Below are 13,182 nucleotides of genomic sequence, written 5' to 3' on the forward strand. Positions count from 1 at the left end.
TGCCGTAATTGTCGTTTCCATCGCCTGCGTGGTACAGGTGGTAGGCGTAACCGTCCAGCTTGTTTTCGTCAAGTTCCTTGGCGTACTTCTGGAAGTTGCTGTAGCCGATGCCGAGCGGTTCGGGACCCAAAATCTTGGTCTGGCCCTTCACGGCGTCATAGACCGCATTTAAAGCTTGTTTGTAACCTGCCGACGTGTCTGTTTCGGTGGGAGTGAACAGGGTTTCTTCGTAGTCGGCGTTCATGTCCGGCTCGTTCTGAAGGCTGATGTAGTCGGGGCTGATGCCTGCGGCTTTGTAAGCTTCGAGACTCTTTTTCCACCAGGCGGCGAAGTCGCTATAGGCGTAGGAACCGTAGGCGTCGCCGCTGACTTTTTTCAGGGAGTTGTCGGCCGAACTTGAACCGTCCTTGCCGTTCACGCTGCCGCTCGGCTTGAGGCTGCCCGGTGCAGACCAGCTGGACATCTCGATTTTCAGGTGGTTGCCGAGGCGCTGTTTTGCGGCCTGTACGATTTCGATGTCGTCTTGGCTAACCTTGGCGGTATCGGCCTGGAGCCAGTTGCCTACGCGCAAAAGGGAAAGGTTCAATCCCGTAAAGGCCGTGTCAAAAAGGGCTTGCTTGTTATTGTCGGCAAGTGCCGTAATCCAGCTCTGGTAATAAACGGATCCGCCGCCGAAACCGACGATTTCTTGCTTGGTAGAATTCGGGTCGACGGTAATGCTTGCGGCCATTGCAATTGTACTGACCGCTAGGGTTGTTGCTATGAATCTTTTTTTCATACACTAGTCCTTTTTTACCAACCAACCCCCAAAAACACAATCATCAACTAGTAAGCTCCGTCACCCTTGAACACGACCTTGAAGGTCTTGAGGATGAGCGAAAAGTCGTCGGTCAGTTTTCCGTTGCGTTTGATGTAGTCGTTATCGAGACGCATCTGACCTTCGAATGAAATATTGCTTCGTCCACTGACCTGCCAGATGCAGGTAAGACCTGGAGTTACCGAGAGGCGCATGCGATGCCAGGGCTCGTATTCCGCCACTTCGGAAGGAATCGGCGGACGCGGCCCCACGATAGACATGTCGCCCTTGATGATGTTGAAGAACTGTGGGAGTTCGTCTAGGCTGAACTTGCGCAGCACACGGCCGAACGGATAGATGCGCGGGTCGTTCTTCATCTTGAAAGTCTTTCCGCCTGTTTCGTTCATGGCCATGAGTTCTTTCTTGCGTTCTTCCGCATCGACATACATGCTGCGGAACTTGTACATGGTAAAGAGTTTACCATTCTTGCCGACGCGAGTCTGCTTGAATATGATTGGCCCCTTGGGATCACTTACCTTGACGGCGAGCGCGCAGAATAGAAGCAGGGGGGAACAGAGGACGATGGCGAGACTTGTACAGAAAATGTCCACGACCCGCTTCACCATGTGACGGTAGCGGATGGTGTGAGGATGTTCCCAAATGTGGTCGAGGTTCAGTCGCGTCAGCGAGAAAAATCTGCCGTTTGTACTGTTGAAGTCGCTAATCTTGCCTTCCAGTTCCAAGTTCTCTTTTTCTTGAAGGCCCGTGTAGATGTAGGCTTCGAAAATAGGCTTCTTGGGATTGATGCGCAATGTCTGTATCAGCCCCGCATCGTTTAGCTTGTGCAGGATTTCTTTGCGGATGGATTCCAGGACCGAGAGGTCGGAATTCAGCAATATGATGCCAAGACCGCTACCGTCGGAAAGGTAGCCTAGCACATCGATAAAGCGCAAGTGCGAAAACATGGTCAAGATGCTGATTCGCCAGGTGTTCTCGACGGTCTTGTTAGGGCTGCCCCAACCAAAGAAGTCGTACTGGTGCGAATACATCTTGATGTACAGGAATGGCTTGCGGGTGCGGTTCGCACGCATAAATTCTTCGTTCAAACGCGTTCTGAAGAGCTTTGCCGGATAGACAATGTTCTTTAGCTTTTGCTCGTCGAGAATTGAGCCGATTGCCGGATTGACCGATTCCTGTTCCATGTCGGCAAATATAGCAAGTAGACCATTGAAAGTAGGAAGATTTTACTAAATTTACTCCCGAAAATTTAAAATGGAGACGCCTTATGCTGCGTATTGGACTTATTGGTACTGGAACCGTCGGTGGCGGTGTTATTCAGATTCTCGAACAGAAAATCGACGAATACAAGGAAAAGCTTGGCGTTGAACTGCAGCTTGCCTGCATCTGCGCGAAGTCCGAAGAAGAAGTTGCCCCGTACAAGGCGAAGGGCTACAAGGTTTCGACCAACGCCGACGAAATGATTGCCGGTAACGATATCGATGTGCTTGTGGAACTTGCCGGTGGCTACAACATGCCGCGCAAGTGGATTCTCGCTGCCCTCGAAAATGGCAAGCACGTGGTGACTGCCAACAAGGCCCTCCTCGCCAAGTACGGTCATGAAATTTTCCCGCTTGCAGCCAAGAACGGCCTGCATGTGCTGTTCGAAGCCGCTGTTGGCGGTGGCATTCCTATCATCCGTAGCCTGCAGGAAGGCCTGCTCGGCTCTACGGTGGAACACCTGAGCTGCATCATTAACGGTACCTGCAACTACATCCTTTCCCGCATGGCCGACGAAGGCCTGGACTTCGACGTGGTGCTGAAGGATGCCCAGAAGCTCGGCTTTGCCGAAGCGGACCCGACTTTCGATATCGAAGGTATCGACTCCGCCCACAAGACGGCCCTGCTCGCTAGCCTCTGCAGCGGCAAGCGCGTGGACTTCGAAAAGATTCACGTGACGGGTATTTCGAAAATTACCGCCCAGGATATCGCATTCGCCAAGGAACTTGGCTGCTGCGTGAAGCTCCTCGGCATCTATCACCGCGATGGTGACCGCGTGGACGCCCGCGTGCATCCGTGCTTCGTTTCTAACGAGAACCTGCTTTCGAACGTGAACGGCGTGATCAATGCCGTGTACCTCAAGTGCGACAACCTGGGCGAAACGGTTCAGACTGGCGCTGGTGCTGGCCGCTTGCCGACCGCCTCTGCTGTGGTAGCCGACCTCGTTTCCATGGCCCGCTCCGTGGACCAGGGTAGCCGCAAGGCGCTCCCCATGGGCTGGTTCAACGTCGACAATTCCGCGACGCTCGTCCCGATTTCGGAAACTTCGGCCCGCTACTATCTGCGCTTCACTTCCCGTGATGCATGCGGTGTGCTCGCGAAGATTACCAGCATCCTGGCCGAAAACAAGATTTCCATCGAAACCATTATCCAGAAGAACGTGAAGGATCCGGGTAAGGTTTCGATTGTGGTGATTACCGAAAAGACCCAGGATTGCAAGACCTCGAAGGCGGTGGACGCCATCGACGCCCTGCCCGAAATCGTCGAAAAGAGCCAGGTGATTCGTTTCCTCGCCTAAAAGCGGCGCAAAACGAAAAATCAGAAACTCTGCAATTTGGTAATTTAGGGTTGTTATGATTCGTGCAACTACATTGGAACGGATCCTGTTGGTCCTTTCGGACTTTATCGCCATGACGGTTTGTTTCGTCCTGGCGTATTGGGTGCAATTCCATAGTGGCTGGATTGCGGATAAGTATGATCCGAACAAGGTGTTTGCGGACTATGCCTACATGGGACTGGTCCTGAACATTGGCTGGATTCTGTTGTTTACCTGTGCGGGGCTTTACCGCTCCTGGCTCCTGTTATCAAGGACTCATCAGATTCTCCGTGTCGTCCGCGCGGTACTGATTGGAATTGTCCTGATTATCGCGGTTCTGTTCGGAGCGGAATTTATCAGCAAGGTAATGTCAAACGCTCCGTTGGGAGAAGGATACCTTTATGGCTCCCGATTCCCATGGATTTTTATTTACGGAGGCTTTGCCCTGTTCCTGGTGGCCTTGTGGCGAATGCTCATCTACCTCTTCTTACGTAGTCTGTTGCGTATGGGGTATGGGGCGAACAACATATTGGTGCTGGGTGCGACAGAAGCTGGCCGTAAAATTGCGGAGGAACTTGCTAAAACTCCTCAGCGTGGTCAGCGGGTGGTTGGCTTTGTGGATGAACGCTTTCAGGTCATAGAGCATGAGTTTGCGGGGGCTCCCGTTTTAGGAAAGTATTCAGACCTGCCAGCCTTGATTAAGAAACTTAAGGTGACCGGAATAATTATCGCACACGACAGTTCCTCTCCGCAGGAAATTATGCGCGTGCTTGTGTGGGTTTGCGATCAGCCGGTACATATATATCTTGTTCCCGAACTTTATAGCGTTATTCATGGACAGTTCAAGGCGAACCTTGTCTATGGTTTTGAACTTCAGGAACTATTTGCCTTTACGATGCCCCTTTGGCAGGTTCGAGTTAAGCGTATCATCGATATCATTTTCGGCGGAATTCTCGGATTGGTTTCTTTCCCGATCTGCGTACTTGCGGCGATTGCGATTAAGCTGGATGACCATGGTCCCATTTTCTATTCGCAGGAACGTATTGGACTTTACGGGAAGCCGTTTATGGTCTACAAGTTCCGTACCATGAGGACGGATGCCGAAAAATTTGGTGCACAGTGGGCTACCAAGGACGATCCGCGCATCACGAAAATAGGCAAGTTCCTGCGCAAGACCCGTATTGATGAGCTTCCGCAAATTTTATGCGTGCTTAAAGGCGATATGAGCATGGTGGGGCCGCGTCCCGAGCGAGCCGTGTTCATTAGCAAACTTCGAGAAGAAATCCCGTTTTATATCAGTCGACTCAAGATGAAGCCGGGTCTGACAGGCTGGGCGCAGGTTTGCCATCATTACGACACCAGCACCGAGGATGTGAAGATTAAGTTGCAGTACGACATGTACTATTATGAGAACATGAGCCTGCTTCTAGATTTCCAAATTCTGGTGCGGACGGTCTATGTGGTGTTGACCGGAAAAGGAGCACAGTAGGGTGTGAAGTGTGAAATGTGAAGTGACTAAAGAATAATTCCACATTACACACTACACACTACACATTTTAACAATAGGTACTAAGTTATGTACGGCGATAATTCTACACCAGTTTTTCCTACCGAAGATGCTTTGACCATGATTCGCTTGGCGCTTGCTGAAGACGTGCGCACGGGCGATGTAACCAGCGAATGGACGATTCCTGCCGATCAGAAGCAACATGCCCGCCTGATTGCCAAGGAAGATGGCGTGCTTGCAGGCCTTCCGGTGATTGAACTCGTGTTCCAGGAACTGAAGGCGAATGTGAAGGTGATGCTCCACAAGAAAGATGGCGATGTCGTGAAGAAAGGCGATCTGATTGCCGAAATGGACGGCACGACGCACGAACTCTTGACGGGCGAACGTACGCTTTTGAACTTTATCCAGCAACTTTCCGGCGTGGCGACCGTCGCGCATACCTTCCAGGAAGCCCTGAAGGGCGGCAAGACGAAGGTGCTCGATACCCGCAAGACGGTTCCCGGTTTCCGTACTTTGCAGAAATACGCCGTTCGCGTGGGTGGCGGCTCCAACCACCGCATGGGACTCTTTGACATGGTGCTCGTGAAGGATAATCACATTGCTGCAGCAGGTGGCGTGCTCCAGGCGCTCGAGGTCGTGAAGAAGAACAACAAGCAGAATTTGATGGTCGAGATGGAAGTCGAGAACTTCGATCAGCTGCGCGCCCTTTTGAACAAGGGCGTCGACGTCATCATGCTCGACAACATGAGCAACGAGATGATGGCCGAAGCACTCAAGATTATCAAGGAAAGCGGCGACAAGTGCCTGGTCGAAGGGTCGGGCAACATGACGCTCGAACGCGCGAAGGAAATCGCTACACTCGGTCTAGACTACATCTCGGTCGGTGCGCTCACGCATAGTGTGAAGGCGCTCGACATCTCGATGCGTATCTAGCAGGTTAAAACCATATAAGGCTTGTTTTTTTATATTCCTTGGAAACCCAAGGAGTATTTTATGGAACAACAAGCCGCTGAAGTTGTATCCTATTTTCATGGAACATTCTGGGCGCTGGTGCCCTCTGTCGTGGCAATTGTCCTTGCCCTCATAACCAAGGAGGCTTACTCGTCGCTGTTCGTCGGCGTGGGACTTGCCTTCTCTACGGGAACCTCGTGGGGGACGTTCGGCATCTTGATTCCGATTGTGGTGGCGGCGTTCTCGAGCGTCGATCCGAACCTGATGATTATTTCTATTTCGGCATGCATGATGGCGGGTGCCGTGTGCGGTGACCACATTTCGCCGATTTCGGACACGACGATTATGGCGAGTGCAGGCACGGACTGTAACCATGTGAACCACCTGAATACGCAGTTGCCCTATGCGCTTTCGGTAGCCTGCGTGAGCTTTGTCTGCTATATCGTGGCGGGATTCACGAGAAGCGCGGTACTTTCGCTCGCCATAGGCCTTGCGCTGATTGTCGGGGGCGCTCTGCTAGTCAAGAAAAATACAGTAGGATGAATTTGCTATTTTATTGAGCAAACAATGATTTGTACATGAAAAAGAATTTGAAAAAGACGGATACGTTCTCGTTTGTGGTGGATGTGGGCAACTCCCACACTGTTTTGGGGATTTTTAAGGGCGATAAGGTGGTGGATCACTGGAGGCTTACCACCCGCAAGGAAACCACAAGTGACGAGGTGATGAATCGTATTGGCGGTCTCGTCCGTTTTTCCGAGATTAAACCCTCGACGATTACGCATGTGGGCCTCTCGACAGTGGTGCCCGCGCATGAACGCCCCTGGATCAAGGCATTGCAGACTCTGTTGAAGCGCCCAGTGCAGGTTGTCAGTTCGAAAAACTGCCTGGGTTGTCCCATTGCTTACCCGAATCCGGCAACACTCGGCTCAGATCGGCTTTGCAACATCATCGCTCTCCGCGATCGTGGTTACAAGGATGCGATTGTCGTAGATATGGGGACGGCAACTACTTTTGATGTGATGAAGAATGGCGGTTTTGCGGGCGGTATTATTATTCCGGGAATCAGTGCGAGCCTCGATGTTTTGACCGAGAAGGCTGCGCGACTATTGCCGGTGAGTATTGAATGGCCCGACCACGTAATTGCGAACAATACCGACGATGCGATTCGTGCGGGTCTGTTGTACGGGTTTATGGCGGAACTTGAGGCCCTGGTTGAAAAGATTAAGTCCGAAATGGGAAAGAAGAAGGTTCCTGTCTTTGCAACGGGTGGCTGGGGACGAATGGTCATGGGACACAGCAAGGTGATTGATACTTACGATCCGTACTTGACTCTGAACGGTGTGCGCCTGGTGGCTCTCCATGGCAACTCCGCCGCCGAACTGGAGAAGGACTCGGACGAATAAGCTTAAATAAGAGAGGATGCCGCGATGCGTTGCTTAGTTACTGGTGGTGCTGGATTTCTGGGAAGTCACTTGTGCGAACGTCTGCTGAATGACGGGCATGAGGTGATTTGCCTTGATAATTACTTTACGGGCCGCTTGGCAAATGTTGACCATTTGCGCGACAATCACCGTTTCGAGCTAATTCGCCATGATGTGACGGAACCTATTCTCCTAGAAGTGGATCGCATCTTCAATCTCGCCTGTCCCGCGAGCCCTATCCATTACCAGTTCAACCCGGTGAAGACCATCAAGACGAGCGTAATGGGGGCCATCAACATGCTTGGTATGGCGAAGCGTGTGAAAGCGAGAATCCTTCAGGCGAGCACCAGCGAGGTCTATGGTGATCCGGCGGTTCATCCGCAGACGGAAGATTACTGGGGAAATGTGAATCCCATCGGTATCCGCAGCTGCTATGACGAGGGCAAGAGAGTCGCCGAAACACTCTTTATGGATTATCATCGCCAGAATAAGGTGGATATCCGCATTGTCCGTATATTCAATACCTATGGTCCGCGCATGTTGCCCAATGATGGTCGTGTAGTTTCAAACTTTATTGTTCAGGCGCTCAAGGGTGACGATCTTACTATTTATGGCGATGGAAGCCAAACTCGAAGCTTCTGCTATGTAGATGACCTCATTGAGGGCTTCGTTCGCATGATGAACCAGGATAAGATTATTGGTCCGGTGAATATTGGTAATCCTGGTGAATTCACTATGCTTGAACTTGCGAAGGAAGTACTTGACCTGACGGGTTCCAAGAGCAAGATTGTCTATAAACCGCTTCCGGGCGACGATCCTAAGATGCGCCGCCCGAATATTGGCCTTGCCAAGTCAGCTCTCGGTTGGGAACCGACAATCCCGCTGCGTCAGGGCCTCGAGAAAACGATTGTCTATTTCGAGGAACTTCTGAAGAATAACGGCTAGTAGATTCTATTGATTGCAGCCGACAACCTTGCAGATGGGGCATTCTTCGGGCTTGTGGCCCATTGCCTTGCAGTAGGTGCGTCCGAAGTAGATGATTTGCAGATGCCGCATCTCCCATTCACTTTCGGGGAAGGCTTTCTTTAAATCCTTTTCAGTCTGTTCAACGGAAGTCCCGTTCGATAGTCCCCAGCGCTTGGCTAGCCTATGGATGTGTGTGTCCACGGGGAACGCGGGAATCTTGAATGCATGACTCATCACGACGCTTGCGGTCTTGTGGCCGACTCCGGGGAGGCTCTCGAGTTCTTCGAATGTTTGCGGAACCTCGCTGTTGTATTTCTCGACAAGAATTTTGGACAAGTTGAAAATATTCTTGCCCTTGGTAGTGGAAAGTCCGCAGGGTTTGATGATTTCGGTTATCTTTTCGATGCCGAGTTTCATCATGGCCTTGGGAGATTGCGCCTTCTTGTAAAGTTCCTTGGTCACCTGGTTTACGCGGAGGTCGGTGCATTGTGCGCTCAATACGACTGCGACCAGGAGCGTGTAGGGGTCAGAGTAATCCAGCGGAATCGGTGGGTTCGGAAACAGCCTGTCGAGCGTTTCACTGATGAATTTTATCTTATCATTTTTTTTCATTTTTTCGAGGAGCTTCTAATCACGGCCTACAGCCTATTCACAGTCGCGCGTGAAGTCCTGCTGCATACTGAAGCTCGGAGTTTCATCGTGAGGTTTGCCGACTTGAACGGCGGGGACGCCCGCGTAAGTCGTATGGGCGGGTACATCGCTGACGACGACCGCGCCGGCTCCGATCTTTGCGCCATCACCGATATGGATGTTTCCGAGAAGCTGGGCATGGGCGCCTAGCATGACTCCGTTTCCGATTTTGGGGTGACGATCGCCGACTTCGTTGCCTGTGCCACCAAGAGTGACTCCATGGAGGAAACTGACATTATTTCCAACAATGGCCGTTTCGCCGATGACGATGTTTGTCGCATGGTCAATCAAAAGGCCATGCCCAATTTTTGCTGCAGGATGGATGTCCATGCCGAATTTACGGCTGATGATGCTCTGGAGCATCTTGGCGGGGAAAGGGCGGCCTTCTTCCCATAGAATGTGGGCGGCACGGTAGGCCTGTAGTCCCTGAAAACCCTTGAAAAAAAGTAGCGGTTCCAGATAGCTCGTGCAGGCTGCATCGCGGAGTACGGTCGCTTTCAGGTCTTTTGCTGCGCATTGTAAAAGATCGGGATATTTTTGGTAGATACCGCTGAACATCTTTTCGAGTTCCGTGCGGTCGATGACTTCACCGGCTAGCTGGCATGCGAGCGTGACGGCTAGCATTTCAGCAAAACCCTTGCGACTAAGGACCTGTTCTTCTAGCATCAGTTTTGAGAGAGGTTCTTTTGCCAAAAGTTCCGATGCTTCATCGCGGAGTTGTTTTTCTATTTCCTCTATCTTCATTTTTTACCCTTGTCCTTCGCGGAATCGTCGTCATCATCTAGGGTGGGAATGTTCTTGTTTGCCCTGCAAAGGTTTTCTTCGCGAATCTTGAAGGTGAAGTCTACGAGGTTGTTCTCGAACATCTTCTGATAGGGCTTTTTCTTTTGCACGCTTTCGAGGGCGCAGGTACAGTAGTTGATTCGCTGGATAAGGGCTGTCTCGTTGCGGGGAGTGCCTTGGGCGAAAACGCATTCGTGCATGATGGCGTATTCCATGGCTCGGTCGTAGCGGTACTTGCACTTGTTCACCATGTCGGGTTGTGCTGCTACTCGTTCAATGGCACCTTCGGTTGGAACGCTGTTGAATACATTGCAGACGATAAAGCCAGCGATAAAGAAAAGAATGCACACGGCTAGGTTGATTAGGAAGCGTTTGCCACGTCCAATCTTATTGTAGCTGCGTTCAACGGCCTCAAAAGTCTGCGTAGCATGGAGCCGGACATCATCAAAATCGTTTTTTGCCATTTAGTTTGTTTCCTGTAGCGTCCATATTTCGGGAAGCATTCGATAATGGTTAGCGTAATCAAGGCCGTAGCCGACAACAAATTCGTTTGCTATTTCAAAACCGATGTAGTCTGCATGGAATTCGACTTCTCGACGTTCCTGCTTGTTTAACAAGACACAGGTACGCACGTTAGCACCTTTTTCGCAGAGCATCCTGGAAAGTCCCAGCAGGGTTGTTCCCGTGTCGGCGATATCGTCAACCAGGAGAATCCTTTTCCCGGCAAGATCAATCTTTTCGAGTCCACGGACCTGTAGGTTTCCGCTAGATTTGGTGGAGTTTCCGTAGCTTGATGCCTTGATAAAGGCGATTTCCTTCGTGGAGGCAGCCTTACCTTGGGCTTTGGCCAATTCTCGGCTCAAGTCGGCGGTAAACATGTACGCTCCAGTCAGGGCGGAAAGCAAAATGTCGTAGTCGTAACTCTCGCTGATTTCATGGGCGAGAGCAGCGACGCGCGTCCGAATCTGTTCTGCAGAAAGAAGCGGCTTGTCCGACATCTTGTACATGTTAGACCTCGAAGTTTAGCCAGACGAACATTGGCTTGAGGGCCGCAATCTTGCTTGTGGGATGCCTGACAAATTCCTGATAGGCGGGGAAAACCTTGTTCTCAAGTGTAGTTTTGTCAATTTCCAGATGAAGCCAGTCGGCGACCGTGATGAGGCCCGTGATGTGCTTGACAGCTTCCGTGTCGAAACTTTCGAAAACGGAATCAATGAGCTGGACTAGCTTGGCGTGGAACATGCGACCTGTGCCGCCGAAAGAGAAATGCGTATGTAGTGCATTCGCTTCTTCAACTAGGGCATGGATTTCTTCGTATGTTCCGGAATCATTTTTCTCCATGTACGCGAGGGCAAGGTGATGTATCTTGGAGTTGATTTCGAGCGAAAGGATTTTGCGCATTGTATCCGGCAGCGTGTGGTCGGGGTCGGCGAGACTATCGATTGAAAGACCGTGCGAGAGAGCAAAACTCGAGAACGATTCAGTGAGGCTGTTCAGATATTTTTTTGTTGAAATCTGGTTGATGCGCTTGAGTGAATCGCTCATGAGGTTGCGCATGCGGACCACGTAGGCCGTCGGATAGAGGTCCTGCAGTTCCTTTGTATCCAAATTCGGATTTTCGACGAACTTGAGGCCGTTCTGTTCGTTTTCGCCATCGCAAACGACGAGGTTGATGCGGCCAAGCATGTCGGTAATGGCAAGTACCGTAGCGATACGGCGTTCGTTGATGAACTTGTCGAAGTATTCGGTGCGGACTAGAGTCTGTCGCCTGCGGGAGGCTATTTTCGTTGCGACGATCTTACCATTCTTTTCGGAATCGTCTTCAAGGTTGAGATGGAAGATTGCCGCTTGTTCTGCCATTTCCTTGACGACGACAGGAACCTGTTCTTCGGCGTAGCGCGTGAAGACTTCGGCGCCGTTCCACTTGTGTTCGTTACTCGTAGCACGTGCGAGAATGCTGATGACTTCGTTCTTGATGTGGTGACCGAAGGGCAAGAATGGCTCGAGCAGTTCCATGGCGCGCAGTGCGTAACGCATGTTCTGCACCGGTTCAAGACCTTCGATGTCATTGAAAAACCAACCGCAGCTCGTGAAACTGAATAGGCAAAACTTCTGAATTTCGAGTAAACGGATTGCCTTGGCACATATGTCAGCGTCGTCAGGTTTCTTGACGATGCTGTCGAGGAACATCTTTATGCGGGATTCGTCTTCGGGGGCGACAAGTGTTTCAACATAGCGGTTGCGAGCTTCCCACGGATTCACGCTGGAAATCTTTTCAAATTCGCGAACGAAAACATCGTCGGCGAGTTTCTTCAGATGATTGAATGCGTCACGAAGTGGACCGCGCCATTTCTGGTTCCAGTCCGGGCCGCCGCCAGTCGAACAGCCGCAATCTCGGTACCAGCGGCCAACGCCGTGAGCACAACTCCAGGCACATCCTTCGCTGTGGAAATTCTTGAGCATCACTTCATGTTCGGGGGGGAACTCTTCAAGGTACCAGCCGTAGTTTACCGGCACCATGTTGTGTTCGGGGGCATAGTGGTTGTACAGCCAGGCGGCGCACATGTCGCCAAAGGGTTCATGGTGACCGTAGCTTTCACCATCAGTGCCGATGCTTACCAGTTGCGGGGCTTCTCGCTTCTCGTCCCAGGCGTCGCGAATGCGATTTCCGAATGTGTCCGCATTACGGAGCAGATGCTCGAAACCCACTGCCGAAGAAAGCCAAGGGTTGTAGAAGAATACGTCCAGATAACCTTCGCAGACGAGATTTCCATCCTTGTCTCGCGGGTAAACGCGGTAGGGGCGAGTTGTGTCAATGTCCGTGTTGCTGCAACCAGTCCACTCTTTTTCGCCGAACTTGCGGAATTTATCCGCTTGCGTCGGGGAAAGGATGGTAAACTTGATTCCTGCCTTGATGAGTTCGACGACCGTCTCGAAGTTGATTGCCGTTTCAGCGAGCCACATGGCTTCGGGCATGCGGCCAAAGTGGAATTTAAAGTCTTCGATGCCCCAGCGAATTTGCGTCCTCTTATCTTCGGCTGAGGCTAATGGCATGATGATATGGTTGTATACCTGGGCGATTGCGTTTCCGTGACCGTTCAGGCGTTCGGCGCTCCTCTTGTCGGCTTCCTGAATGCGCCTGTAGGTATCTGGCGTGTTTGTACGGATCCATCCCATTAGGGTAGGGCCCATGTTGAAGCTCATGAAGTCGTAGTTGTTTACGATATCGATGATGGACATGGGCGTGACGATGCCGGTTTCAAAGACCGGCTCGCCGTTTTCGTCGATGATGGCATCATAGGCGTTCACCTCGCCCCGGACAAATTCCTCCATCAGATAGGGCGTGGCCGGATCCCAGCGCTTGAGGAAGGTTTCCAGTTCCGCATCATTCTTGAGTTTACAGGCATCGGTGATGCCGTGGCCGTTATCCGGCTTGATGACCAGCGGGTAATCCACCTCATGGGCAAAGGCG

General features: G+C 51.5%; 11 protein-coding genes and 2 pseudogenes. 6 read left to right on the top strand and 7 right to left on the bottom strand.

Features of this window, described 5'->3' with window-relative positions:
- Both Q0628_RS10420 and Q0628_RS10425 read right to left on the bottom strand, forming a co-directional pair.
- Window positions 1-778: pseudogene (locus tag Q0628_RS10420) on the bottom strand (glycosyl hydrolase); the annotation flags it as partial.
- Window positions 779-825: 47 nt separating this feature from the next.
- Window positions 826-1,998, bottom strand: a complete 1,173-nt coding sequence (locus tag Q0628_RS10425) for a sugar transferase (protein ID WP_298770785.1) — start codon at window positions 1,996-1,998, stop codon at window positions 826-828.
- An 83-nt stretch (window positions 1,999-2,081) separates the two neighbouring features.
- Between Q0628_RS10425 and Q0628_RS10430 the strand changes: the two genes are divergently transcribed.
- The 6 genes and pseudogenes from Q0628_RS10430 to Q0628_RS10455 all read left to right on the top strand — a co-directional run bounded on the left by Q0628_RS10430 (window position 2,082) and on the right by Q0628_RS10455 (window position 8,216).
- Window positions 2,082-3,371, top strand: coding sequence for a homoserine dehydrogenase (locus tag Q0628_RS10430; protein ID WP_298770787.1), 1,290 nt, complete (start codon window positions 2,082-2,084; stop codon window positions 3,369-3,371).
- A 55-nt stretch (window positions 3,372-3,426) separates the two neighbouring features.
- Complete coding sequence (locus tag Q0628_RS10435) at window positions 3,427-4,878, top strand: sugar transferase (protein WP_298770789.1); 1,452 nt, start codon at window positions 3,427-3,429, stop codon at window positions 4,876-4,878.
- Window positions 4,879-4,965: 87 nt separating this feature from the next.
- Complete coding sequence (gene nadC, locus Q0628_RS10440) at window positions 4,966-5,829, top strand: carboxylating nicotinate-nucleotide diphosphorylase (RefSeq protein ID WP_298770791.1); 864 nt, start codon at window positions 4,966-4,968, stop codon at window positions 5,827-5,829.
- A gap of 180 nt (window positions 5,830-6,009) precedes the next feature.
- Window positions 6,010-6,390, top strand: a pseudogene (locus tag Q0628_RS10445) (Na+/H+ antiporter NhaC family protein); the annotation flags it as partial.
- 35 nt (window positions 6,391-6,425) lie between these two features.
- Window positions 6,426-7,253 (top strand): type III pantothenate kinase, encoded by an 828-nt coding sequence (locus Q0628_RS10450; protein WP_298770795.1) that lies wholly within the window; start codon window positions 6,426-6,428, stop codon window positions 7,251-7,253.
- Window positions 7,254-7,277: 24 nt separating this feature from the next.
- Window positions 7,278-8,216 (top strand): UDP-glucuronic acid decarboxylase family protein, encoded by a 939-nt coding sequence (locus Q0628_RS10455; RefSeq protein ID WP_298770797.1) that lies wholly within the window; start codon window positions 7,278-7,280, stop codon window positions 8,214-8,216.
- Between the two features lie 6 nt (window positions 8,217-8,222).
- Here Q0628_RS10455 and nth read toward each other — a convergent pair whose 3' ends face one another.
- Genes nth through Q0628_RS10480 form a run of 5 tightly spaced genes read right to left on the bottom strand, consistent with a single transcriptional unit; the run spans window position 8,223 to window position 13,166 of the window.
- Window positions 8,223-8,849, bottom strand: coding sequence for an endonuclease III (gene nth, locus Q0628_RS10460; RefSeq protein ID WP_298770799.1), 627 nt, complete (start codon window positions 8,847-8,849; stop codon window positions 8,223-8,225).
- Between the two features lie 33 nt (window positions 8,850-8,882).
- Window positions 8,883-9,671, bottom strand: a complete 789-nt coding sequence (gene cysE / locus Q0628_RS10465; RefSeq protein WP_298770801.1) for a serine O-acetyltransferase — start codon at window positions 9,669-9,671, stop codon at window positions 8,883-8,885.
- Window positions 9,668-10,174: a hypothetical protein gene (locus tag Q0628_RS10470; RefSeq protein WP_298770803.1), complete on the bottom strand. Its 507-nt coding sequence runs from the start codon at window positions 10,172-10,174 to the stop codon at window positions 9,668-9,670. The genes cysE and Q0628_RS10470 overlap by 4 nt, the downstream gene beginning before the upstream one ends.
- Window positions 10,175-10,717 carry a hypoxanthine phosphoribosyltransferase gene (gene hpt / locus Q0628_RS10475; RefSeq protein WP_298770805.1) on the bottom strand — a complete coding sequence of 181 codons (543 nt, stop codon included), beginning with the start codon at window positions 10,715-10,717 and terminating at the stop codon, window positions 10,175-10,177.
- 1 nt (window position 10,718) lies between these two features.
- Window positions 10,719-13,166 carry a DUF3536 domain-containing protein gene (locus Q0628_RS10480; protein ID WP_298770808.1) on the bottom strand — a complete coding sequence of 816 codons (2,448 nt, stop codon included), beginning with the start codon at window positions 13,164-13,166 and terminating at the stop codon, window positions 10,719-10,721.
- Window positions 13,167-13,182 lie beyond the last annotated feature (16 nt).

The sequence above is a fragment of the uncultured Fibrobacter sp. genome (assembly GCF_937877005.1).
GTDB lineage: Bacteria > Fibrobacterota > Fibrobacteria > Fibrobacterales > Fibrobacteraceae > Fibrobacter.